This is a genomic window from Arthrobacter sp. TJ-170, from assembly GCF_058269305.1.
Genome location: NZ_JBZCNL010000004.1, coordinates 161,557 through 185,478, shown reverse-complemented (window position 1 = coordinate 185,478; position 23,922 = coordinate 161,557). Strand labels below are relative to the sequence as shown.

Genomic DNA, 23,922 nt, shown 5'->3' with positions numbered 1-23,922 from the left:
TGCACTCCACGTAAGGAGTGCAGGGGCTTCGTAGTGTCTGCGAGTCGCAGAAATCAGGCGTACGCGCCGACCAGCCGCACCGCGCCGCCGTCGACTCCCTTGGCTCCCTGTACGTAGTCCGGCCCGTCGGTGCTTTCACCGGAGGCACCGGCCACCTGGCCCATGACCCACGCGGGTACACCGCGCTCATTGAGGCGTGCTACGGCGTCGTCGGCGCCCGCGGCGGAGACTACAGCGACCATCCCGACCCCGAGGTTCAATGTCCGCTCCAGGTCCGGCAGCGGTACGCTGCCGAGTTCTGAAACCAGGCTGAAGACCGGCGGAAGTGACCAGGTCGAGCGGTCCACGGTTGCCTCAAGTCCCCGGGGAAGGACCCGCGCGAGGTTGGCAGCGAGGCCGCCGCCGGTCACGTGGCTGAAGCCGTGGACGGCGCCGTCGGAATCGAGGGGGAAGTGGCGGGCGAGATCGAGACAGTCGGCCGCGTAAACGCGTGTGGGCTCAAGGAGTTCCTCACCAAGCGTGCGTCCGAGCTCGGACACCTGACGGTCCAGTGCCCAGCCGGCCTGGTTGATGACCCGGCGGACCAGCGAGTAGCCGTTCGAGTGCAGGCCGGAGGAGGCCATGCCGATGATGACGTCGCCTTCCCGCACCCGGTCCGGGCCGAGAAGGGCGTCGGCTTCGACCACACCGGTGGCGGCGCCCGCGACGTCATACTCGTGTTCGCCCAGGAGCCCGGGGTGCTCGGCGGTCTCTCCGCCCACCAGAGCCGTGCCGGCAACCGAGCAGGCCGCGGCGATACCGCGCACAATAGCGGCGATGCGCTCGGGGACAACCTTGCCGCAGGCGATGTAGTCAGTCATGTACAGCGGTTCGGCACCGACCACGACGATGTCGTCCACCACCATGCCCACGAGGTCGAAACCGATCGTGTCGTGGATGTCCATGGCCTGCGCAATCGCCACCTTGGTGCCCACACCGTCGGTGGAGGTCGCGAGCAGGGGCTTGCGGTAGGTCAGGAGCTTCGAAACGTCATAGAGACCCGCGAATCCGCCGACGCCGCCCACCACGTTGGCCGAGTGGGTGGCCTTGATGGCGTCCTTCATGAGCTCCACCGCCCGATCGCCGGCTTCGACGTCTACTCCGGCGCTTGCATAGGTGATGGGGTCAGAAGAGGTCATACCCGCTCTTTCTTGTCAGCTTCGGTCAAAAGGGTTTCAAGTTCGTTGCCCGGCCCGGGATCGCATCCGGTGGCGCCCGGCTTCTCGGCGGGATCGACCCTCTCAAGGAGGTTCTTGCCGCGGCGGTCTTCCTCGGGCAGCGCGATGGGGTAGTCGCCGGTGAAGCATGCCGTGCACAGACGGTCGCGCGGTTGCTTCGTGGCCTCGATCATGCCGTCTTCCGAAATGTAGGACAGGCTGTCCGCGCCGATGGACTTGCTGATCTCGTCGACGGCGGCACCGTTTGCGATCAGCTCGGCGCGCGACGCGAAGTCGATCCCGTAGAAGCATGGCCAGCGAACCGGCGGGGAAGAGATCTTCACGTGCACTTCGGCGGCGCCGGCCTCGCGGAGCATGCGCACGACGGCGCGCTGCGTGTTGCCGCGGACAATGGAGTCATCGACTACGACGATCCGCTTCCCGCGGATCACCGATTCCAGCGCGTTGAGCTTCAGCCGGATGCCCAGCTGCCGGAGCGTCTGGCTGGGCTGGATGAAGGTGCGTCCCACATAGGCGTTCTTCACGAACCCGTGGGCGAAGGGGATGCCGGATTCCTCCGCGAACCCAACTGCTGCCGGTGTTCCGGACTCGGGAACCGGGATGACGACGTCGGCCTCGGCCTGGTTCTCCCGGGCGAGCTGTCGGCCCATTTCCACGCGGGAGTCGTACACCGAGCGGCCGGCAATGGCGGCGTCCGGGCGCGCGAGGTAGACGTACTCGAAGACGCAACCGGCCGCCGTCGTCGGTGCGAAGCGGCGGGAGCGGACGCCGCCCTCATCGATGGCGATGAACTCACCCGGTTCGATTTCCCGGATGAAACTGGCGCCGACGGTGGCGAGCGCCGCCTGCTCCGATGCGACAACCCAACCGCGCTCGAGCCGGCCGAGCACCAGCGGGCGTACACCGTAGGCGTCGCGGGCAGCGTACAGCGTGCCCTCATCCATGAACACGAAGCAGAAGGCGCCCTCGATCGTGGGCAACAGGTCCATGGCCGTGTCCTCGAGGGAGCGGCCGTCGTCACCGGCGAGCAGCGTGGTGACCAGTGCGGTGTCGGAGGTGTTGCCCTGCGCCATCTCACCGGAGCGGGGCTTGCCGTGGCGCTTGAGGACCGTCTGGTACAGGTCTGCCGAATTGGTGAGATTGCCGTTGTGGGCAAGCGCTACGGTCCCGGCGGCGGTTGCGCCGAGCGTGGGCTGCGCGTTGGCCCAGTTGGAGGAGCCGGTGGTGGAGTAGCGGCAGTGACCAACGGCGATGTGGCCGGTGAGGGTGTTCAGTGTGGCCTCGTCGAATACCTGAGAGACCAGCCCCATGTCCTTATAGACGTTGATCCGGGTGCCGTCGCTGGTGGCTATGCCCGCTGACTCCTGCCCGCGATGCTGGAGGGCGTAGAGCCCGTAGTACGTAAGTTTGGCGACTTCCTCGCCGGGAGCCCATACGCCGAAGACGCCGCAGGCATCCTGGGGGCCTTTTTCGTTGGGGAGTAGATCGTGGGAAAGCTGTCCGTCACCGCGCACCATTGCTCTATTCTCTCACGGCGTAATGGTGCTCCATCTCGCGTCCCCGTCACATAACGGAGCGGTCAGTCACACGTCGTCGTCGTTGGTTCGCTCCGCCGTCGCCTGCTTCATGCGGCGGACGCTGATCCGGTCGAGAAGCAGTGCCATGAGACCGCCCACAAGGAGTCCGGGGACCGCGAAAACCACGGTGAAGAAGCCGAGCACAGACTCCCGGGTGAGCGTGGGATCAGCAGGACCGGTGTAGGCCACGATCAGCGCGGCGATGAACCCGATCAACGCTCCCAGTCCCATGAACGGAGCGAATTTAGGGGCCCGTCGGATGGTGACCTGACGGCGCTGCGGAGGCTGCTGCGAACTCATGCTTAAAGGCTACCGGGATCAGCTCCCGCGCTTGACCAGCTGGTAACCGGCCTCATCGAAGACAAGTGTGTAGTCCTCACCCGGGTAGGTCTCCTCGGCGTGCTGCTCCGCGCTGGCAGGACGCGTGGGCCCCCAGCTCCAGTCCTCGGCGTCCACCACGAGGTAATCCGGTGCCGGATTCTCGTTGCCGATCCAATACACCTCCGTATCCGGCACCAGGTACGGCATGAGCACCACCCCCGACTCCACGGTGGATCCCGCCGGGATGCGGTCCATCATCCGGTGCGCCGCGTCCCAGCGTGGTGACTGCTGGAAGGTTTCAGGCTTTTCCAGCGCGCCGAGCGGCTCGCCCGGCAGCAGCATGAGCGCAACCACGGTGACAACGGGTACGACGGCGGCGCTATACGAGCGCAGCCAGCCTCGCCTGCTGCGGCGGGCGGCGAGGATCGCGTCGATGAGTGCGGCAAACAGGATGGGCATGAGCACGGCGTTGTAGTGCCAGTCCGTGCCCCAGTAGGACGGATTCTCGGCAGCGAAGCGCCACACCAGGGTGGGCAGCATCACGACGGCCAGGGGCGAGCGAAGGAACAGGAACCCGCCGGTGATCAGGAGCAGCCACAGCGTCTCGTATTTTTCCACGGCTGTGAGCATGGTGAAGATGGTGCTGACAGGGTTGGCCAGCAGCGCGTCGACGTCGATGCCGTCGGAGTAGTCGTAGGTTCCGCCGCTGTTCAGCGCCGGGAGTATGACGCGCACCGACAGGACCACCCAGGCGAGCCCCCAGAGCGCCAGCCACAGGCCCGCCTGGAACCGGTCACGGAAACGCCAGGCCAGCACTAGCCCGAAGGCGAACACGGTCAGCCCCATGTCCTCCTTCACGAACACCAGCAGGGCGCCGGCGACGACGGCGGTGCGGAGCCGGCCCTCGATGTACGCCGCCAGCGCCAGAGCCAACAGCGGTAACGCCAGTGCTACCTCGTGGAACTGCACGGCGACGGCGCCCTGGATCCCCCAGGACAGGCCGTAGGCCGTTCCGAGGAAGAACCCCGGAACACGTCCGACATGCCGCACGGCCAGGCGCGTGAGGACCAGGACCGACCACCCCACCAGCAGGTTCTGCAGGATGAGCAGGGTCAGCCCCGAGGGGAAGATCGCGTACGCAGGCCCCAGAATGATGAGCAGCGGATGGAAATGGTCTCCGAGGAGATTGAACCCGTGGCCTTTGATGGGCACAATCGGCGCTTCCAAGCCTGCATACGCCTTTGCGAGCTGCGTGAAGATGCCGAGGTCCCAGGACGGGGTATCGAGCCTGTTCCACTGGGCAATGGAGAAGACCGTGTAGAGGGCAGTGACCACTCCGGCAACCGCCCAGGCCTCGACCGGTTGGCATCGGACAGCGGCGAGTACGCGGCGAACTCCCCGGACCAGGAAGTTCGGTTGGGTAGAGCGCTCGCGCTCGAGGATCATGCCGGACCCGAGGCAGGGGAGGGCGCTGGATGCGGGAAGAGGGGCAGCAGTGCCGACAGGTCGGCCCGCTGGCCGGAGGCCAGGACGGCCCCGGACGCAACGGCCTGGGTCCAACGGAGTTCGCCGGTGACCAGCGCGAGCCAGGTATCTGCATCCGTTTCGATGACGTTGGGCGGAGTCCCGCGGGTGTGGCGGGGGCCTTCAACGCACTGGGTGACGCCGAGCGGGGGCACCCGCACCTCCACGCTGTTGCCGGGTGCGCGGGCGGCGAGCTCCTCCAGGGAGTAGCGCACCGCCGTCGTCCGTTCAGTGCGGTCGGTGCTGCCGGCGGCCACCGCGCGGACCGCAGCGTCACCGGCTGCCGCAGGGATACGCCGTCGTGCCATGGTCAGTCCAACAGGGCCATGACCGGAGCGGCGAGGCGCAGCTTGCCCACGGGCTCGCCGCCGCCGAGCACAGGCTGCACAACCTTCTCCAGCACGGGAGCAACCGATTCGGCGTCGAGTGCGCCGGAGGCGGCAAGGAGGGTCAGCCCCACGAGCGTAGTGGCCCGGATGTTGCCGTCCAGAACCTTGAGCGCCATGGAGACGCCGGTGGGCGCGGCCATCACAAGGACACCCTCGGCGCCGTTCTTGGCGAGAATCCCGAGGTCCTCCATGACCACGGAGTTCTCCCGGCCGTGTCCGTGAACGGCCCAGGGATAGTCGAGCATGGCTGTTGCAATGGTGGCCGCGCGGGCGTCCGCGTTCTTGTCTCCGGGGGCCTTGGCGATCTTGCCGATACCGCGCGCCAGCCCGGTGAGGGACACGGCAGCGAGCGGAGCTCCACACCCGTCAACCGCCCAGTGCTGGATCCGCTCTTCCGTGTATTCCTCGATGACCCCGGCGATCCGCTGCTGCAGGGGATGATCGCGGTCGAGGTAGGTCTTGTGATCCCATGAGTTCTCGGTACAGGCCCACAGGAACGCGGCGTGCTTGCCTGAGCAGTTGAACGCCAGGCGCTGGCGCCCCTTGTCGTTGCGGATCAGCCAGTGGCGGGCTTCCTCGTCCTGGGGCCAGTCGGCCGGGCACTGCAGATCATCCTCGGTGACCCCTGCTGCGCTGAGCATGGACTTCACGACGTCCATGTGCTCGTGGCTGCCCACATGGCTGGCCGCTGCCAGGGCCACCTGCGGTCCACGCAGCGGAACGCCCGCCTGCATGGACGCCAGGGCCTGGAACGGCTTCAGGGTGGAGCGCGGAAAGATCGGCGCGTTTACGTCCCCAAGTTCCGTGACGGTGGTGCCGTCCGCCGCGATTACGACGGCGGAGCCGATGTGGCGGGACTCGATGAAGCCGTTACGCTCCAGGACCGCGAGATCAACCGCGCTGGAGGAAGAGAAGGTGGAGGGCATGCTTCCAGTATTGCGCATCATCCGTTGCTCGTTCCCGACGTGCCTCGTGCCCACCGGAGCGGAGGGTCATCCGGCGGCACAAGTCGGGAGGCGCGGTTACTCTGCCGAGAACTGGACCGTGTGCCAGCCCGACGCGCCGTCCGGAACCGTGTCCGCGCGTTCTTCGGTCTGGACGCCGTCCGGGTCATAGGCCCGTGAGCGGATCCGGTGTGAACCGGGCTCAAGCTGCACCTCGTGTGTCCACTGCCGCCAGGTGTCCACTGTGTACTCGGCTGCCAGGGTGGCTTCTTCCCAGGGACCGTCGTCGACCTGTACTTCCACCTTGTCGATCCCGCGGTTCTGCGCCCAGGCGGTGCCGCCGACGCGGAGCGCTCCGGCGGGGACGTTGGCGAAGGGTCGTGGTACCTCGACCCGCGACTGCGTCTTGATGGGGCCGCGCTCGGACCAGCCGCGGTCGGTCCAGTACGCCCTGGCGTCGGCGAAGCGGGTCACCTCGAGGTCAACCACCCACTTGGTCGCCGAGACGTACCCGTACAGCCCGGGGACCACCATGCGCACCGGGTAGCCGTGTTCGAGCGGAAGCGGCTCGTCATTCATCGCGACGGCGAGGATGGCGTCGCGCTCGTCCTGCAGGATGGGCAGGGGAGTGGAAGCGCTGAAGCCGTCGGTGCTCGTGGACAGGACCATGTCCGCGCCCTCTGTCGGGCGGGCGCGTTCGAGGAGCTTGCGGATCGGGTAGCCGAGCCACTTGGCGTTGCCCACCAGGTCCCCGCCGATCGGGTTGGATACGCAGGTGAGGGTGATGTGCCGCTCTATCAGTTCCGAGTCCAGGAGGTCCTGGAAACTGATCCGGATCTCCTCCTCCACCATGCCGTGGACGCGCAGTTCCCAGGTGTCGACGTCGATGGTGGGTACCTGGAGTGCGGTGTCGATCCGGTAGAAGTCGGGGTTCGGTGTGAGCCACGGCTCGACCCCGTCAAGGTCCACGTCCACTCCCGCCGGCACCGGCATCGCGGGGCTCGCGGGCGCCGGGAAGCTCAGTCGCTCACGGGCCATGTTCACGGTGTTGCGGATTCCGCTGACTACTGCGCCTCCCGCTGCTGTGGCGGCGGCGACGACGGCGGTAACTCCCGCTGCGGCGAAGAACACTCGCCTGCTGACGGCGCGCCCCGGTGCCGCATGAGCGGCGCTGAAGGCGTCGTCGTCGTTGGTTTCTGCGGCTGCGGTGGTGGGCTGGGAAGCATGCAGCTTCCGGATCATCCACCGCAGCACGGCGAGGCCGGCCAGCGTGCCCACGACCGACGGCACCGCGTCGAGCGGGGAGGCCCCGGCGCGGGAGACGACGGCGGCGACCATCACGGCGCCCATGAGCAGGACACCCGCGACGCCGAAAATCCAGCGCCGCCAGGCCAGGTAGCCGAGGACGGCGGCGAGGACGATGATCGTGACAGCCATGCCGATGAAGAGCGCAAGCTTGTCATTGGTGCCGAAGGTGTCGATCGCGAAGTCCTTCAGCCACGATGGCGTGAAGTCGATGAAGGTTGAACCCAGCGCGATCAGCGGCGCGGATCGGGGTGAGAGGAACGCACCGATCAGTTCAGCGACGCCCAGCACCAGCCCTGCCGCCAGAATTCCGGCGAACATCGGGAGTACTGCTGATGAGGCGCTACGCCTGAACGTGCGATCGGTTTTCATACTGAGTGTTCGGAGAGAGCGAGCCAGTGTATTGGTGCTGCAGTTTTTGTCGCCTATCTGCTGCTATCTGCGTCGCTTGACAGCAGGTAGGCAACAAAAACTTCTGTAGTCATTACTTTGGCACAGGACCGAGCCAGTACCCTGAACTACTGTGAAGGTTCTTGTGATAGGCCCCGGAGGCCGCGAACACGCCATTGTCCGAGCGCTTCTGGTTGATCCGTTCGTGAGCGAGGTGCACGCGGCTCCCGGCAACGCCGGAATGGCCCAGGACGTACCCGTTCACGCGATCGACGCGAACAACCCCGACGCCGTGACGGAGCTGGCTGCCCGGCTGGGCTCCGACCTGGTGGTCGTGGGGCCGGAAGCGCCGCTCGCCGCGGGTGTGGCGGACGCGCTGATCGCAGCCGGTGTCCCCGTTTTCGGACCCACGAAGGCCGCGGCGCAGCTGGAGGCGTCGAAGGCGTTCGCCAAGCAGGTCATGGCCGCCGCGTCCGTTCCGACGGCGATGGCGAAGGTGGCTTCGAACGCCGCCGAAGCGAAGGAAGCGCTGGACTCCTTCGGCGCACCGTATGTCGTCAAGGATGACGGACTCGCCGCGGGCAAGGGAGTCGTGGTGACCTCAGACCACGCGGCTGCCCTTGAGCATGCGCAGGCGTGCTTCGACGCCGGCGGCTCCGTAGTGATCGAGGAGTACCTTGACGGCCCCGAGGTGTCGCTCTTTGTCCTCTCCGACGGATCCACCGTGGTTCCCCTCGCGCCGGCGCAGGATTTCAAGCGCATCTTCGACTACGACGAGGGGCCGAACACCGGCGGCATGGGCGCCTATTCGCCGCTGGAGTGGGTACCCGCGGGCCTGGTTGATGAAGTAATTGAGCGCGTCGCGCAGCCCACCATCGACGAGATGGCACGCCGCGGCACCCCCTTCACCGGCGTCCTCTACTGCGGGCTGGCGCTGACCTCCCGCGGGCTGCGCGTCATCGAGTTCAACGCCCGGTTCGGCGACCCTGAGACCCAGGCCGTGCTCGCCCGTCTCAAGACCCCCTTGGGGGGTCTCCTCCTCGCTGCCGCGAAGGGTGAACTGGACACCGTCGACAATCTCAACTGGTCCTCCGAGGCGGCAGTCGCCGTCGTGCTTGCCTCCGCAAACTACCCCGATACGCCGCGCACCGGTGATCCCATCAACGGCCTGGCCGACGTCGCCGCACTGGAAGGCGTGCACGTCCTGCATGCCGGCACCGCGCTCGCGGAGGACGGCTCGGTGGTGTCCGCCGGCGGGCGGGTGCTCGCCGTCGTCGGCCTCGGGGAGGATCTCTCCGAAGCGCGTGACAGGGCGTACGACGGCGTGAGCCGGCTTGAATTGGAAGGCGGCCAGTACCGCACGGATATCGCTGCGAAGGCTGCGCGCAGCGAGGTTGTCGTTTCGCAGGCGGCTTCAGTGACGGGTGAGGCGTAGGCATGGCACAGGAACTTGCGGGCTGGCGGCACATCTACTCGGGGAAGGTGCGGGACCTCTACGAGCCCGAAACGGGTGAGGACGATCGCGTGCTTGTGGTCGCCAGCGACCGGATCAGCGCCTACGACTACGTGCTGTCCTCCGAGATCCCGGACAAGGGACGGGTGCTGACGCAGCTGAGCCTGTGGTGGTTCGAGCAGCTGTCCGGCATCCCCAACCATGTCCTGTCCACCGACGTTCCCGCCGAGGTTGCCGGGCGGGCCATGATCTGCCAGCGGCTGGAGATGTATCCCGTCGAGTGCATCGCCCGCGGGTACCTGACCGGCACCGGGTTGCTGGAGTACAAGGCGTCGCGGACCGTGTGTTCGCTGCCGCTGCCCGAAGGACTGGTGGACGGCTCGCGGCTGGAAGAGCCGCTGTTCACCCCGTCGGCCAAGGCGGAGGTAGGCGAGCACGACGAGAACATCAGCTACGACGCCGTCGTCATGATGGTGGGCGATGACCTCGCGGACAAGCTGCGCTCGTTGACGCTCGACATCTACTCCCGTGCGGAGTCGATCGCGCGGGACCGGGGGATCATCCTCGCGGACACCAAGGTGGAGTTCGGGATGTCGCGCACCGGAGAAGTGACCCTCGGGGATGAGGTACTGACACCGGATTCGTCGCGGTTCTGGGACGCCGCGCTGTACTCGCCGGGCAAGGCGCAGCCGTCCTTCGACAAGCAGTTCGTGCGCGACTGGCTCACGTCCGACGATGCCGGTTGGGACCGCGTCTCTGAACCGCCCGCGCTGCCGGCCGACGTGGTTGAGAAGACCCGCGCCCGCTACATCGAGGCATACGAGCGGCTGACGGGCGAAAAGTTCGTCTAGAGCATTCGGGAAACAGCGTTCCGGAAACACAAAAGGTGCCCGCACCAGCGGGCACCTTTTTCTCTGTCGGGGTGACAGGATTTGAACCTGCGGCCTCGTCGTCCCGAACGACGCGCGCTACCAAGCTGCGCCACACCCCGATGTCTTTCACGGCCATAAGAGCTGCGAAAGCAACCTCTCAAGGATAACGGAGAAAGTCGTCAGTTACGAACTAGAGCGAACCAGCTCGCCACCGGAACATAACTAGACCAGCGAGTCCCGCCACGCGGCGTGCAGCGTCGCGAATCGGCCGTTGCCGCTGATGAGGTCGGCGGGCGTTCCGTCCTCGACCACGGTGCCGTCGTGCACCACCAGAACACGGTCGGCAATTTCCACCGTCGAGAGCCGGTGGGCAATGATCAGCGCGGTCCGGTTGCCCAGCAGCTTCTGCAGGCCCTGCTGCACCAGCCGCTCGCTCGGGATATCCAGGGACGAAGTCGCCTCATCCAGGATCAGCACTGCCGGGTCCGCGAGGAAGGCCCGGGCGAAGCTGATGAGCTGCCGCTGCCCGGAGGAGACCCGGCCGCCGCGCTTGTTCACATCGGTGTCATAGCCCTCGGGCAGCGAGGTGATGAACTCGTGGGCTCCCACCGCCCTGGCGGCTCCCTCGATCTCCTCCCGGCTCGCCTCCGGCTTGCCGAGAGCGATGTTGTCCGCCACGCTGCCGCTGAACAGGAACGCCTCCTGGGTGACCATGACGACGGCGCGGCGGAGGTCCTCCGGCGCGAGCTGGCGAAGGTCCACGCCGTCGAGCGTTACGCGTCCTGTCGAGACGTCATAGAACCGGGCAATCACCTTGGCAAGCGTCGACTTCCCGGCACCGGTCTGTCCGACGAGCGCAACCGTCTGCCCGGCAGGAATGGTGAGATCCATGCGCGGAAGGATGACCGGGCCATCCCCGTAACGGAACTCGACGCCGTCGAACTCGATCCTGCCCTCTGCATTCTTCAGGACTACCGGGTTCTTCGGAGGACGAACGGTCGGTACCTCCTCGAGCAGCCCGGACACCTTCTCCAGGGCTGCGGCAGCCGACTGGAACGAGTTGTAGAACATCGCCATCTGGTCCACCGGCTGGAAGAAACGCTTGCTGTAGAGGAGCAGGGCCAGCAGCGCGCCGATCTCCAGGGACCCGCCGAGAACGCGGAAACCGCCGAACAGCAGCACCGCAGCCACGGTCACGTTGCCGATCAGCACCAGCCCCGGCTGGAAGACACCGTTGAGGTTGATTGAGCGCACCGTCACGCGGCGGTAGTCCTCCGCGAGCTCGTCGTAACGGTCCGCGTTGACCTTCTCGCGGCGGAAGGCCTTCACGGCGCGAATACCGGTCATGGTCTCGATGAAGTGAACGATCAGCTTGGCTGAGACCACCCGCGATGACCGGTACGCGATCTGCGAATGCTTCTGGTACCAGCGGGCCAGGAACGTCATCGGGATGGCCGCGACGAGGATCAGCAGCCCGGTGGGCCAGTCGAGCACAAAGATGGTGACGGCGGTGAAGATCATGTACATGAGGCCGGATGCCAGGGAGCTGACGCCGGAATCGAGCAGTTCGCGAAGTGCCTCAAGGTCGGAGGTCTGGCGGGAAATAATGCGCCCGGAGGTGTACTTTTCGTGGAATTCCAGGCTGAGCCGCTGCGTGTGCCGGAAGACGCGCACGCGCAGGTCCAGCAGCATCTCCTGGCTCAGCCTGGCTGCGGCGAGGACATAACCGGCGGTGAGCGTTGCCGCCAGCACGGCCGCAACGAGGTACGTGATGCCCGCAGCCCAGAGCAGCCCGGAGTCGCCCTGCAGCATCGAGGGAAGCGCATGGTCGATACCGAAGGCGATGATGGCGGGCCCGGCCACCCGGGCCATCTGCGAGAAGACCACCAGGAACGCGGTCCAGATGAACTGCCTGCGGTTGGGACGGATCAGCGACCCGAGGAGTTTGAAGGACCGTGACCGGACGGACTTGTTCTGCGCCCGGTCGAGCATCACCTCGTCCTCGTTGTGGACTCCGGAGGAAATGGCCGACGACGACTTGATCCTGGCCGGCTTCGGTGAGGTACTCATGCGCGGGCCTCCTGGTCATTGTGCTCCAGCTCTTCCAGCTCGCTGTCCAGATCCACCGGCTCCTCGGTCAGGCTCGCGATGACGTAGCGGTAGTGGTCACTGCGCGCCAGCAGCTCGGTGTGGCTGCCGACGTCCGCGATGCGTCCGTTTTCCATCAGGGCCACCCGGTCGGCCAGCGCGACCGTCGAGGGGCGATGTGCCACGATCAGCGTTGTGGTGTCGGAGAGGACTTCGCGGAGCCGTTCCTCAACCAGTTCCTCGGTGCGCACGTCCAGCGCCGACAGCGGGTCGTCGAGGACCAGGACCTTCGGTTTGGCAGCGATGGCACGGGCAAGCGCAAGCCGCTGCCGCTGCCCGCCGGAGAGGCTGAGGCCTTCTTCGCCGATCAGCGTGTCGACGCCGTCGGGAAGGGAATACACGAAGTGTGCCTGCGCCACATCCAGGGCCTCGGCGAGGATAGCGTCGGCGTCGTCGTCGTTCCTCGCGTCCGCACCCATCAGCACGTTTTCACGGACTGAATTCGAGAACAGCGTAGTGTCCTCGAAGGCCACTGCAACGTGCCGGCGCAGTTCCTCAATGGTGAGTTCGCGCAGGTCGATCCCATCGATCCGGATGGTGCCACCGGTGACGTCGTAGAGCCGGGGAACCAGCTGGAGCAGGGTGCTCTTGCCGCAGCCTGTCACACCAACCAGCGCCATGGTTTCACCGGCTTTCAGGGTGAGGTTGACGCCGTCGATGACCGACGTTGACGTGTCTTCGGCGTCGGGATAGCGGAAATGTACGTCGTCGAACGTGACCTCTCCCCGCGGGTCATGCAGGATGCGCGGATTGGGAGGGTCCGTGATGGTGTTCTCGGACTCCATGACCTCGTAGTGCCGGTCGATCGCCGTCTTGGCGGTGAACGTCATGGCAAGCAGGGGACCGATGAATTCGACCCGTCCTGCGACCACTCCGGCGGTTGCGAAGAAGGCTACTAGGCCGCCGATGGTGACCTCGCCGTTCACGGCCAGGAGGATGCCCGTCACAAGCGAAGCACCGAGCGCCAGCTCGGGCAGCAGCGTGACGATGAGCGAGAACGTTGCCAGGCTCCTGGCCTTGTGAATCTCCGTTTCACGCAGTTCCTCGGCCTGGTCGCTGAACGCGTCGAGGGCTTCCCTGCTCCGCCCGAAGGCCTTCAGGACGCGGATGCCGTGGACGGATTCCTCCACCGTGGTAGCGAGATCGCCGGCCTGGTCCTGACTCTTGCGCGAAACCCGGCTGTAGGAGGTGCGGAACCGGAATCCGTAGATCATCACGGGGATCGCGGCTGTAATGAAGATCAGCGCCAGGGGCCAGCTCATGAAGAACATGATGGCCACGCCTGCGGTCACCGTGAGAGCGTCGACCACGAGCATGATGGCGCCGAATGCCATCCACCGCCGCATGAGGTTGAGGTCGGTCATCGCGCGGGACAGCAGCTGACCGCTTCCCCAGCGGTCGTGGAAAGCCACGGCAAGGTTCTGCAGGTGCCGGTAGAACGAGGTGCGCAGATTGGTTTCGACGGTGGTGGCGGGATTGATGACGAAAAACCGCCGCAGCGCGACGAACGCTGCTTCGAGCACCCCGAGCAGGAGCACGATCCCGGACGCAATCCACACGGTGGAGGTGGACTGCCCTTCGGCAAGGGCGTCGTTGACGAGCACCCGGAACACCTGCGGGATGGCCAGGACCATGATGCTGGCCCCGAGCGCGGCGATGAGCCCGAGAACCAACCGCGGAATGATCGGCTTCAGATGCGGGTACAACCGGCTGAGAGACTCCCACAGCGTTGTTTGCGTCGGCATGCTCTTCCCTCGAAAGTTGAAGATAGGAGGGAGGCGATTATTTCGTGTCCCCCAGCAACAATCCTATGTCAGGCCGAGCTTGACGCCCGTCAGGAGTGCCGGTGGGTACCCAGCACTCAGCGGGACGTAAGCGTCAGCAATACTGCTTCGGGGCGGCACGCGAAACGGACTGGAGCAAACCGCGACGTTCCAATGCCGGCGGAAACATTCAGCGGGACAGCCCTGCCGTTGTTCTCCCACCGGGTCAGGCCCCGCGCACGCCAGGTTGGCAGGTCGCAGTTGCTCACGAGCGCGCCGTAGCCGGGTACGCATACCTGACCGCCGTGCGTGTGACCGGCGAGGATCAGATCCGCTCCGCCATTGGTGAAGGCGTCGAGGACACGCTGGTACGGGGCATGCGCGACGCCGACACGGAGATGCGGTGCCTCGGCTGCGGTGCTGCTTCCCGAGGGGAACCCGACGAACCTGTCCCGATTCAGGTGCGGATCATCGACGCCGCTGAGATCGAGGCGCACTCCGCGGACAGCAACTGACTGGCACCGGTTGGTGAGGTCAACCCAGCCGGCAGCGCCGAACCGGGCGAACATCTGCTGCCAGGGCAGTTCCTTCGGCGGCTTGCTTCCATTGTGCGATGACGGTCCGCCAAGGTACCTGAACGGATTCTGCAGGCTTGGAGCGTAGTAATCGTTGGATCCGGGCACGAAGACACCGGGGAAATCCAGAAGGGGTTCCAGCGCTTCCAGCAGGGGAGTCACGGCCTTGGGGTGGCTGAGGTTGTCACCCGTGTTGACCACGAGGTCGGGCTTCAGATCGGCCAGCTCCTGCAGCCATCTGGACTTCGCTTCCTGGCGGGGAACCATATGGATGTCCGACAGATGCAGGATCTGAAGCGGCCGACTGCGCGGGGGAAGGATTGCGAGGGTCTCGGTGCGGAGGCCGAACAGGTTCCTTTCGACCAGCGCGGCGTAGCCTAAAGTGGCGACGCCGGTCGCCGCGGTCAGACCGAGCGTGACGGCAGCGCCGGTGCGCGATCTCGCTTTAGTTGTCCCCACGATCAGCCGTTGCCTCCACCATTGCCGTTGCCGTTTCCAACACCGTTCCCATTGTCGCCCGAATTGTTCGACGACTGATCGGGCCGCGGACGCTCCATCGGGCGGTTGGCGGTCATTCTGGACGGCGGGTCAGCGAACGGCTTCGGCTTGTACGAACCCTGAATCTGCTCCATGTAGCGCGCCCAGGACGGTGCGGCAACGAACGCGCCGTCAATCTCGTCATACACCCGTCCACCGATCTTGAGGGCAGACAGCGAGGTGCTGTTTTCCTTCCAGTTGCCAACCCAGCTCGCGGTGGCCATCGCCGAGTTGTAACCCACGAACCAGGTCTGCGACCGGGCATCGTTGGTACCGGTCTTGCCGGCCATCGGAATGTCACCGAACTCCAGCAGCTGACCTGAGCCACGCTCCATCACTTCCTGAGTGGCGTAGTTGACGCCGCGAGCCAGCTCCTTCGGGATGACCTGCTCGCACTTGGGTTCCGGTACGGGGAAGGTGGTGCCGTCGACGGCGGTGACCTCTACGAGAGCCAGGGGCTCGCAGGTCAGGCCCTCAGCCGCGAGCGCGGCGAACGCCGTTGCCATCGAGATGGGAGCAACCTCGCTGCCACCACCGATCAGGGCAGAGGGCTGGATCTGCAGAGGCGAGTATTCGCCGCTGGCGCTCTTGCCGTCGTGCACGCCCAGCTTCGACGCGATCTCGAAGGGCTTGCAGAGGTCAACCTGCTTCGCGGTGTACATGGTCACGGTGTTGTAGGACTGCGCGAGCCCTTCAAGCACCGTGTAGTTGCCGTAGTTGATATCGCCGTAGTTCTGCGGTTCGTAACCTTCGGCATCGGGAAGGACGTATTCTCCACCGGGCAGGCAGCTGGCCTCCCAGGTTTCCCCCTGCTCGTATTTCCTCTTGCTGCCGTCCACGACGGTGCCGAGGGAACGGCCGTCCTCAAGCCAGGCCGCGACCACGAAGGGCTTGAACGTTGATCCGGGCTGGTAGCCGCCGAGGCCGCCGAGCGGCTTGTTTGGATCTCCGCCTGCGTACTGATCGACGTTGAAGTTGAGCACGGAGTCACCTGCGGTCTCGCCCGGCATGAAGCGCGTGTTCTGTGCCATGACCAGAATCTTTCCGGTCCCGGGCTGCATGCTCACCATCGAGTGGCCCACCGCAGCGTCGGTGGTTTCCCGGTTCGCGGTCTCGTTGATAGCGGTCTGGGCAGCGGCCTGCGCGCGGGCGTCGAGGGTTGTCTTGATGGTGAGGCCGCCGCGATACAGCAACTTCTCGCGATCTTCGCGGGTTTCGCCGTAGGCCGGATCGTTGAGGACCAGGTGGGTGACGTAATCGCAGAAGTAGGGTGCCTGCTCAGCGCCGACACATCCGTTGAGGACCGGGGTGATGGCGAGGCCCAGATCAGACGCGACTGCGGCGTCGTGCTCTTCCTGCGTGATCTTTCCGGTCTCAAGCATGCGGCCGATTACCAGGTTGCGGCGCTCGAGCGAACGCTCCGGGTACAACTCGGGGCTGTAGAAGGTGGGACCGTTGACCACTCCGGCGAGGAGGGCGGCCTGCTGGATGTTCAGGTCCTTGGCCTCGACGTTGAAGAAGTACTTGGACGCAGCCTGAACCCCGTAGGTGTTGCCGGTGAACGGCACGATGTTGAGGTAGCCGGCCAGGATCTCCTCCTTGCTCAGCTCCTTCTCCACAGCGATAGCGAGCTTGGCCTCGCGGATCTTGTCGCCCAGAGTCTTCTGTCCGCTGAAGGTGATGTCCCCGCCGCTCTGCATGCTGGCGTCGATGAGCACGTTGTTGACGTACTGCTGGGTGATGGTTGAGGCGCCGCGGGTGGTGTCGCTGCTGATGTTGCTGATTGCAGCGCTGATGATGCCCTGCAGGTCTACGCCGCCATGGTTGTAGAACTGATCGTCCTCGATAGCGATCAGCGCATCCGTCATGTTTTCGGAGACCTCATCCAGCGTTACGGGCTGGCGGTTCTCCTCGTACAGGGTGGCGATCGGTGAGCCGTCGGAGGCGACAATCTTGGAGGGCTGCGCGAGCGCGCCGCGCTCAAGCTCAGCCGGAAGATTCTCGAAGAACTGGATCGAAGCGGATGCTCCGGTACCGGCAGCAGCAGCTACGGGCACCAGAAGGCCCGCAGCAAGCACCCCGCTCAATCCACTGATTCCAAGAAATGCAATGATTTTCCCAAGGGTGGTTGCCGTGTCAAAGAAAGGTGATTTACGAGCAGCCATGTATTCCAGTTTACTAGCACGCGCTACCCTGTGAGTCATGACCAAATGGGAGTACGCCACAATTCCGCTCATCATCCACGCGACCAAGCAAATTCTCGACCAATGGGGTGAGGATGGCTGGGAGCTGGTACAGGTGGTGCCAGGGCCTGAGGGTAACGGCCTCGTTGCATACCTCAAGCGTGAGAAGAACGCCTCATGACCAGCGCGAATGAAGCGGTCTCCGCTGTCGAGAGCAGGCTCCAGGAGCTGGGGATCACCCTTCCGGCGGTGGCAGCCCCGGTGGCGGCCTATATCCCCGCGGTCGTGTCAGGCAACCACGTCTACACCTCGGGGCAGCTTCCCTTTATTAACGGCGAACTCCCAGCAACGGGCAAGGTCGGTGGTGATATAGGCGCGGAGCAGGCCAAGGCTTATGCGGCGACCTGTGCTGTCAATGCCCTTGCCGCCGTGAAGTCCCAGATTGGGGATCTGGACCGGGTTAGCCGGATCGTCAAGGTCGTCGGTTTCGTAGCATCCGACCCCTCCTTCACTGGCCAGCCCGGGGTGATCAACGGAGCTTCCGAGCTGCTCGGGCAGGTCTTCGGCGAAGCGGGCGCACACGCACGTTCCGCCGTCGGGGTTGCCGTACTACCATTGGATGCGCCCGTCGAAGTCGAAATTATCGCGGAGTTCATCTAGTTTCGTGAATCGTTCAAGCACCAGGTTGTTTCCAGTCCCGGACGAGCAGCAGGGCGCCGCACGCAGTTGGATTGATCACGGCGAGCGCACCCCCATGAAGCCGCGACCGGCGTCGTCGGTCGTGTTGATTCGTGACGCTCCGGCGGGCACCGAGGTGTACCTCTCGTATCGCCGCGGGGAATCGCCGCTCGGGGTGGTGGCGTTCCCGGGCGGCAGCGTGGAAGAGAGCGACGACGACCACATCACCTGGTTTGGTCCCTCACCCGCCCAGTGGGCCGCGGCGCTTGCCACGGACGATCATCATGTCGCCCGGCGCTTTGTTGTTGCCGCGATCCGGGAGCTGTTCGAGGAAACCGGCGTCCTGTTGGCGGGACCGGACGCTTCGAGCCTGATTGAGGGAACCCGACATCCCCAGTGGATGGAGGCACGAGAAGCCATGGCGGCCGGTGACAAGACCTTCGCTGAGATCCTCGGTAAGCGCGGACTGGGCGTGCGCACTGACCTCATCAAGCCGCTGTCGGCCTGGCTCAGCCCCGACTTCGCGCATCGCCGCTTCGATACCCGGTACTTCGCGGCGGCACAGCCGGTGAATCAGGAGCCCACCCTGCTCGCGAGCAAGGGTGTCTGGGGGCAGTGGCGGTGGTCCGCTGAGGAGATCATGCAGCGGAACACCACCGCACTCGGCGATGAGATCGGCCAGCCGAACACCGTCGGTCGGACCTTGAGCGAGTTGACCGTTCCCGCCGTTGAACTGATCCTCGAGAAAATCGGTTCCTCGCGCGGCTGTATCGCCTACCTGTCCCACAAGCGGCCCATGAAGGTATATTCGCCTCGCCTGATCGAGGCGGACGGGGAACCCAAGATTGAAGTCGAGTGCTCAACCGCCACGGAAGGTTCCGAGCAGCGCGGCCGGTAGCCGCCATCGTCGTTCTCCCTCCCCTGGAACTTTCGCGCACCTATGGTGGCTTCCCTGCGCCGTAACCCGCCTGACCTACGGAAAGTTCCCGGCTGTGGATAGCCAGCACGCAGGGGATGCCGAATGCGCTGAGATGGACCATGCCCAGACGCACGCCCCTGCCTGAGGAACTGGCTGCCCGGTCGTTTACGTTGCGAGAGGCTCTCAGCGCGGACCTGTCGAGAAGTCGAACCCGTGCTAAGGACCTGAACACACCCAGTCGGGAAGTCCGAATTCCGGCCGGTGTTACCCAACCCGTGCTGTCGCGTTGCCGGCCATATGTAGACCTACTCCCGGGAAGTTTCGTCTCGCATACCACTGCGGCGGATATCCACGGGATTCACCTGCCGCCGTGGATCTCGCGGGAGAGCTTGCACCTGTCCCGGGGCAAGCAGTCGGCCGCACCCCGCAGGAAGGGAGGGAGTGACAGGACACCGGCTCGACGTCTCAGAAAGGGACGTGGTTGAGATCGACGGCTTGTCGGTGACGAACGTGGCTCGATCTCGCAACGCTGCTCTCTCTCGAGGATCTCGTGGTGGCCGGTGACCAGATTGTGAGCGAGCACGTCCGCTCCTTCGATCGTTTGCGTGTCGGTGTTGATTCTCCTCCAGAGACGCTTGTGCGCTTGATCCTCGAGGACGCAGGCTTGCCCGAGTTTGTGGTGAACTACCCGCTGCGCGACCCCGCTCGGGAAATCATCGCCTGGACTGATCTTGGCTGTGAGGCATTCAGGACCTGCATCGAATACGACGGCGAGCATCACCTGACGTCTGAGCAGCAAGCCAGGGACATGGCACGGGACGCAAAGGTTGCGGAGATTGAATGGGCTCAAGTGAAACTGAACCGGCTTGATCTGCAGGAGGGCGGTTGGCGAGTCGTTTCGAAGGTACGGAAAGCTCTTCTACGGCAAGGATGGCGCCCGGGATCTCACGAAGTTTTGCGCAGCTTAGGTGACTCCGACCGTTGGGAAATCGCCTGATCTGCCCGGAAGTTACGGATGATGAGGTGCTGAGACGTCGACGGCGGGTGGTCCCATGGTGACCACCCGCCGTCGTACTGGTGGGAGCTTTTGTGCATGTCCGGCGGCATCGCGGCCTCCGAATTCCCCCGATCTGCCCGAAAGTTCCGAGGGTGAAAGCTGAAGGCCTAGCGGCTCCGCTGGCGCAGGCGCTGGATGTCGAGGATGACGACGGCGCGTGCCTCCAGACGCAGCCAGCCGCGCTGCACGAACTCCGCGAGGGCCTTGTTCACCGTTTCACGGGAGGCTCCAACGAGTTGTGCGAGCTCTTCCTGGGTGAGTTCATGCGCCACGAGGATGCCGTCCGTCGCGGGCCGGCCGAAGCGGTCCGCGAGGTCGAGCAGGGCCTTGGCCACGCGCCCCGGAACGTCGGAAAAGACGAGGTCTGCGAGGGACTCGTTGGTGCGGCGCAACCGGCGGGCCAGAGCCTGCAGCAGCTGGGCAGACACCTCGGGCCGGGTCTCCAGCAGCGCGCGGAGGTTCTCGTTCTTGAGTCCTGCGAGGCGGGTTTCTGACACAGCCGTGGCCGTCGCGGTGCGCGGGCTGGGGTCGAACAGGGCCATCTCACCGAACAGCTCGCCGGGGCCGAGGATTGCAAGCAGGTTCTCGCGTCCGTCCTGCGCGGTGCGGCCCAGCTTGATCTTTCCGGAGACGATGAAGTAGAGCTGGTCGCCCTGGTCGCCCTCCCGGAAGACCGACGCGCCGCGGGACAGATCCACTTCGGTCAGCTCGTCAGTGAGTGCCGCAAAGACCTCGTCGCCCAACGAAGCGAATAGGGGCGCCCTGCGCAGTACCTCGATATCCATGAAATCTCCTATGTATGATGCAAACCAGCCAGTTTCCCGTCTTTTCCCATCTTGCCGTACGCAGAGACGTTGTGACACCTGCTACACGCGTGTTCGCCCATGGGGTAGGGGAAATCACGCCGAGCCGCTCGGCGGACTGTCAGCCCGGGACCGTAGAATCGAAGCTCAGCAGGGGAAGTGCCGCGCTTCCTGAGAGGGGAGTGGAGTGTTCGGCTTTACGCTCCTGGACATCATCCTGATCCTGATGCTGATCGGCTACCTGATTACAGGGCTGAAGAACGGCTTCCTCGTTACCCTCGGCGGGATCATCGGGTTCGCTGCCGGTGCCGTTGCTGCCTTCTTCGCCATTCCGCTGGTAAGCGCCTGGGTATCAGAAGACGCCTGGCGGCTGGCAGCGGTGATAGCCACTGCGTTGATCCTGGTCATCATCGGGCAGGCGCTGGGCGCCGGTTTGGGGCGCGCACTCAGTAGCAGGGCGGGCTCGGTTCCCGTGCGCGTCGTAGACCGTCTGCTAGGCGGCGCCACGAACGTTGTTGTAGCGGCGCTCGTGCTCTCCATGCTCGCGTTCAGCATCAGCACCATGGGAGTGCCATTCCTGTCCCAGGCGATCGCGTCGTCGAAGGTGCTGGACAGCATCGATGTCCTGACGCCGTCGCCGGTGCGCGCCTGGATGGCGGAGATCCGTTCCATCGCGGTGGCCGACGGGATTCCCACCCTCCTCGAGGGCGTGGCGCCGGCCACACCCGCTCCGGTACCGGACGCGTCCGTGGATACGCCGGAGCTTGCCGCTGCCTCGCAGTCCGTCCTGCGGATTGCAGGTACGGCGTTCCAATGCGGCCAGAACCAGACCGGGTCAGGTTTCGTCATCGCACCCGGCAGGGTGGTCACCAACGCCCACGTAGTCGCCGGTGTGAACCAGCCGGTGGTGGAGGTACCGGGTGAGGACGCCATGCCCGGCAATGTTGTCTACTTCGACCCGGTCAGGGATCTCGCCGTGATTGCGGTGGACGGACTCGACCGTGCGCCGCTTGTGCTCGGTGAAGGGCTCGAGACAGGCGCCACCGCCGCTTTCGCGGGGTATCCCGCCGGCGGGCCGTTCCAGATTCAGCCGGCCAGCGTACAGAACCGTTCCGACGTGCTCGTTGAGAACATCTACGGTGCCGACCCGACGGCGATCAACGTTTACTCGCTCGCCGCCAACGTCCAGCAGGGGAACTCCGGAGGGCCGTTGCTGGACATGCAGGGGCGGGTTGCCGGCCTCATCTTCGCCAAATCCACTGCCGATCTCCCCGTGGGGTACGCGCTCACGCTTGACGAACTCCGCCCCGTCGTCGAACAATCCCCGGCACTCAACGAGACCGTATCCGCCGGGCAGTGCACCGAACGCTAACCCTGCAACATTCTCCGACTGATCGGGATACCGACCGCGTAATCAAATCGTGATGGCTTGCTGGCGGGAAATACTGCGAGCGTCAATGCTGAGAGTTAGGCTCGTCACATTAGGTAACACGGCATGCCGTGCGCCACACGGACACAGTGACGTGTCCGACCGGTACCAGATCACCAGGAGCCTCAATGTTCACAAGCAAAACGGCGCGGGGGACGCATCCCACAAGGAAGCGTGCTGCCGCCTTCACTGCCGGCGCCGCAATCAGCGCCATGCTGCTCAGCGGTTGCGTCCAGAGCGATCGTGAAGAAGGCGGCAGCACAGGAGATGCGGAAGCTGTTGACTCGACCTTCGTGTTCGCTGCATCGTCCGACCCGGCATCGCTTGACCCGGCATTCGCAAGCGACGGCGAGTCCTTCCGCGTCAGCCGGCAGATCTTTGAAGGTCTCGTCGGCGTGGAGCCCGGGACTGCTGACCCGGCGCCACTGCTGGCCGAGTCCTGGGAGACGTCCGAGGACGGACTCTCCACTACGTTCCAGCTGAGGGAAGGCGTCACCTTCCACGACGGCACTGAGTTCAACGCCGAAGCTGTCTGCTTCAACTTCGACCGCTGGTATAACTTCACCGGCCTGGCCCAGGCGCCGTCGGTGTCCTACTACTACAACAACCTCTTCCGCGGTTTTGCAGACTCACCGGAAGCCGCTGTCTACGAGTCCTGCGAGGTGAACGGCGACCAGGAGGTCACCGTCACGCTGGCAAAGCCGTTCGCAGGCTTCGTCCCAGCGCTCTCGCTTCCCGCATTCGCCATGCAGAGCCCCACCGCGCTGCAGGAGTACAACGCCGATGACATCGGCGGCTCCGCGGAGGCACCCCAGCTGAGCGAGTACGCGGAGGGGCACCCGGTTGGCACCGGCCCATTCAAGTTCGACTCCTGGAACGTCGGCGAGGACCTCACTATCTCCGCCTACGACGAATACTGGGGCGAGCAGGGAGATGTCCAGAACGTAATCTTCCGTATCATCGATGACCCGCAGGCCCGTACGCAGGCCCTGCAGGCTGGAACCATCGACGGCTTCGACCTCGTGGCACCGGCCGATATTCCGGTCCTGGAGGACGACGGCTTCAAGATCGTCCAGCGCGATCCGTTCACGATCCTCTACCTCGGCATCAACCACGCTGTCGAAGAATTGAGCGATCCGCTGGTACGCCAGGCCATCCACCACGCAATCGACAAGCAGGCCCTGATCGACCAGACGCTGCCCGAGGGCACCCAGCTGGCCACCCAGTTCATCCCGGATGTCGTGGACGGGTACAACGAGGACGTCACCACGTACGAGTACGATCCTGAGCGTGCAAAGGAACTGCTCGCTGAAGCCGGGTACCCGGACGGGTTCGAGGTCCAGTTCAACTACCCAACGGACGTTTCCCGCCCCTACATGCCGACTCCTGAGCAGGTCTTCACCAACATCAGCGCCCAGCTGAAAGAGGTAGGCATCACCGTCACTCCGGCGCCCGATGTCTGGACGCCTGACTACCTGGACCGTATCCAGGGCTCGGAGGACCACGGACTGCACCTGCTCGGCTGGACCGGCGACTACAACGACACCGACAACTTCATCGGCGTCTTCTTCGGTCAGGAAAAGATGGAGTTCGGTTTCGACAACCCCGAGCTCTTCGACGCACTGAGCGAGGCCCGCGGCATGACCGACCGCGAGGAACAGACCGAAATGTACGAGGAGATCAACGAGCAGATTGCGGAGTTCAACCCGGCGATCCCGCTGGCGCATCCGGCGCCGTCGTTGGCCTTTGCTCCGCGGGTGGAGTCCTACCCGGCGAGCCCGGTCAATGACGAAGTCTTCAACATGATCGAACTGAGCGAGTAACAACATTGGCGGAGG

20 protein-coding genes and 1 tRNA gene are annotated in these 23,922 nt (G+C 65.0%); 8 read left to right on the top strand and 13 right to left on the bottom strand.

The features are described 5' to 3' along the window. Window positions 1–53 precede the first annotated feature (53 nt). From purM to AC4D1W_RS09545, 7 genes are all read right to left on the bottom strand, one after another. Window positions 54–1,178 (bottom strand): phosphoribosylformylglycinamidine cyclo-ligase, encoded by a 1,125-nt coding sequence (gene purM, locus AC4D1W_RS09575; RefSeq protein ID WP_490890050.1) that lies wholly within the window; start codon window positions 1,176–1,178, stop codon window positions 54–56. Continuing rightward, a complete protein-coding gene (purF, locus tag AC4D1W_RS09570; protein ID WP_490898599.1) occupies window positions 1,175–2,734 on the bottom strand; it encodes an amidophosphoribosyltransferase in 1,560 nt (519 codons plus the stop codon). The genes purM and purF overlap by 4 nt, the downstream gene beginning before the upstream one ends. Window positions 2,735–2,800: 66 nt before the next feature. After that, on the bottom strand, window positions 2,801–3,094 hold the full coding sequence (locus tag AC4D1W_RS09565; protein WP_490890047.1) for a hypothetical protein: 294 nt from the start codon (window positions 3,092–3,094) through the stop codon (window positions 2,801–2,803). An 18-nt stretch (window positions 3,095–3,112) separates the two neighbouring features. Then, the gene (locus AC4D1W_RS09560; protein WP_490898598.1) at window positions 3,113–4,561 is read right to left on the bottom strand and encodes a DUF2079 domain-containing protein; all 1,449 of its coding nucleotides are present in this window, start codon (window positions 4,559–4,561) and stop codon (window positions 3,113–3,115) included. Next, the gene (locus tag AC4D1W_RS09555; protein WP_490890041.1) at window positions 4,558–4,947 is read right to left on the bottom strand and encodes a sterol carrier family protein; all 390 of its coding nucleotides are present in this window, start codon (window positions 4,945–4,947) and stop codon (window positions 4,558–4,560) included. The genes AC4D1W_RS09560 and AC4D1W_RS09555 overlap by 4 nt, the downstream gene beginning before the upstream one ends. A gap of 2 nt (window positions 4,948–4,949) precedes the next feature. Next, window positions 4,950–5,954 carry an asparaginase gene (locus AC4D1W_RS09550; protein ID WP_490890038.1) on the bottom strand — a complete coding sequence of 335 codons (1,005 nt, stop codon included), beginning with the start codon at window positions 5,952–5,954 and terminating at the stop codon, window positions 4,950–4,952. Window positions 5,955–6,050: 96 nt separating this feature from the next. Continuing rightward, a complete protein-coding gene (locus AC4D1W_RS09545; protein WP_490898597.1) occupies window positions 6,051–7,598 on the bottom strand; it encodes a molybdopterin-dependent oxidoreductase in 1,548 nt (515 codons plus the stop codon). A gap of 202 nt (window positions 7,599–7,800) precedes the next feature. Between AC4D1W_RS09545 and purD the strand changes: the two genes are divergently transcribed. Further along, window positions 7,801–9,102 (top strand): phosphoribosylamine--glycine ligase, encoded by a 1,302-nt coding sequence (gene purD / locus AC4D1W_RS09540; RefSeq protein ID WP_490898596.1) that lies wholly within the window; start codon window positions 7,801–7,803, stop codon window positions 9,100–9,102. A gap of 2 nt (window positions 9,103–9,104) precedes the next feature. Next, window positions 9,105–9,971, top strand: a complete 867-nt coding sequence (locus AC4D1W_RS09535) for a phosphoribosylaminoimidazolesuccinocarboxamide synthase (RefSeq protein WP_490890032.1) — start codon at window positions 9,105–9,107, stop codon at window positions 9,969–9,971. Between the two features lie 66 nt (window positions 9,972–10,037). On the opposite strand, the gene AC4D1W_RS09530 is transcribed toward AC4D1W_RS09535, so the two are convergent. The 5 genes from AC4D1W_RS09530 to AC4D1W_RS09510 form a co-directional block, all read right to left on the bottom strand. Beyond that, window positions 10,038–10,111, bottom strand: a tRNA-Pro gene (locus tag AC4D1W_RS09530). A gap of 103 nt (window positions 10,112–10,214) precedes the next feature. Beyond that, window positions 10,215–12,062: an ABC transporter ATP-binding protein gene (locus tag AC4D1W_RS09525; protein ID WP_490890031.1), complete on the bottom strand. Its 1,848-nt coding sequence runs from the start codon at window positions 12,060–12,062 to the stop codon at window positions 10,215–10,217. Then, window positions 12,059–13,885, bottom strand: coding sequence for an ABC transporter ATP-binding protein (locus AC4D1W_RS09520; protein ID WP_490890030.1), 1,827 nt, complete (start codon window positions 13,883–13,885; stop codon window positions 12,059–12,061). Before AC4D1W_RS09520 ends, AC4D1W_RS09525 begins: the two co-directional genes overlap by 4 nt. Window positions 13,886–14,001: 116 nt before the next feature. Then, entirely contained in the window at window positions 14,002–14,943 is a 942-nt protein-coding gene (locus AC4D1W_RS09515; RefSeq protein ID WP_490898685.1) for a metallophosphoesterase, read from the bottom strand. Continuing rightward, the gene (locus tag AC4D1W_RS09510) at window positions 14,940–17,180 is read right to left on the bottom strand and encodes a transglycosylase domain-containing protein (protein WP_490898595.1); all 2,241 of its coding nucleotides are present in this window, start codon (window positions 17,178–17,180) and stop codon (window positions 14,940–14,942) included. The genes AC4D1W_RS09515 and AC4D1W_RS09510 overlap by 4 nt, the downstream gene beginning before the upstream one ends. 37 nt (window positions 17,181–17,217) lie before the next feature. On the opposite strand from AC4D1W_RS09510, the gene sp36 reads away from it, so the two are divergent. The 4 genes from sp36 to AC4D1W_RS09490 all read left to right on the top strand — a co-directional run bounded on the left by sp36 (window position 17,218) and on the right by AC4D1W_RS09490 (window position 19,792). Beyond that, window positions 17,218–17,379 (top strand): Sp36 family protein, encoded by a 162-nt coding sequence (gene sp36, locus AC4D1W_RS09505; protein ID WP_490890027.1) that lies wholly within the window; start codon window positions 17,218–17,220, stop codon window positions 17,377–17,379. Further along, window positions 17,376–17,858 (top strand): RidA family protein, encoded by a 483-nt coding sequence (locus AC4D1W_RS09500; protein WP_490890026.1) that lies wholly within the window; start codon window positions 17,376–17,378, stop codon window positions 17,856–17,858. Before sp36 ends, AC4D1W_RS09500 begins: the two co-directional genes overlap by 4 nt. Before the next feature lie 4 nt (window positions 17,859–17,862). After that, a complete protein-coding gene (locus AC4D1W_RS09495) occupies window positions 17,863–18,774 on the top strand; it encodes an NUDIX hydrolase (RefSeq protein ID WP_490890024.1) in 912 nt (303 codons plus the stop codon). Window positions 18,775–19,348: 574 nt separating this feature from the next. Then, window positions 19,349–19,792: a hypothetical protein gene (locus tag AC4D1W_RS09490; protein ID WP_490898594.1), complete on the top strand. Its 444-nt coding sequence runs from the start codon at window positions 19,349–19,351 to the stop codon at window positions 19,790–19,792. Window positions 19,793–19,959: 167 nt separating this feature from the next. Here the strand turns inward: AC4D1W_RS09490 and AC4D1W_RS09485 are convergent, their stop codons facing one another. After that, window positions 19,960–20,637 (bottom strand): Crp/Fnr family transcriptional regulator, encoded by a 678-nt coding sequence (locus AC4D1W_RS09485; RefSeq protein ID WP_026544229.1) that lies wholly within the window; start codon window positions 20,635–20,637, stop codon window positions 19,960–19,962. Between the two features lie 205 nt (window positions 20,638–20,842). Here AC4D1W_RS09485 and AC4D1W_RS09480 point away from each other — a divergent pair, with 205 nt between their 5' ends. Together AC4D1W_RS09480 and AC4D1W_RS09475 are read left to right on the top strand one after the other, a co-directional pair. Then, on the top strand, window positions 20,843–22,027 hold the full coding sequence (locus AC4D1W_RS09480; protein WP_490898593.1) for a MarP family serine protease: 1,185 nt from the start codon (window positions 20,843–20,845) through the stop codon (window positions 22,025–22,027). 185 nt (window positions 22,028–22,212) lie between these two features. Beyond that, a complete protein-coding gene (locus tag AC4D1W_RS09475) occupies window positions 22,213–23,907 on the top strand; it encodes an ABC transporter substrate-binding protein (protein ID WP_490890017.1) in 1,695 nt (564 codons plus the stop codon). The last annotated feature ends 15 nt before the right edge of the window (window positions 23,908–23,922 follow it).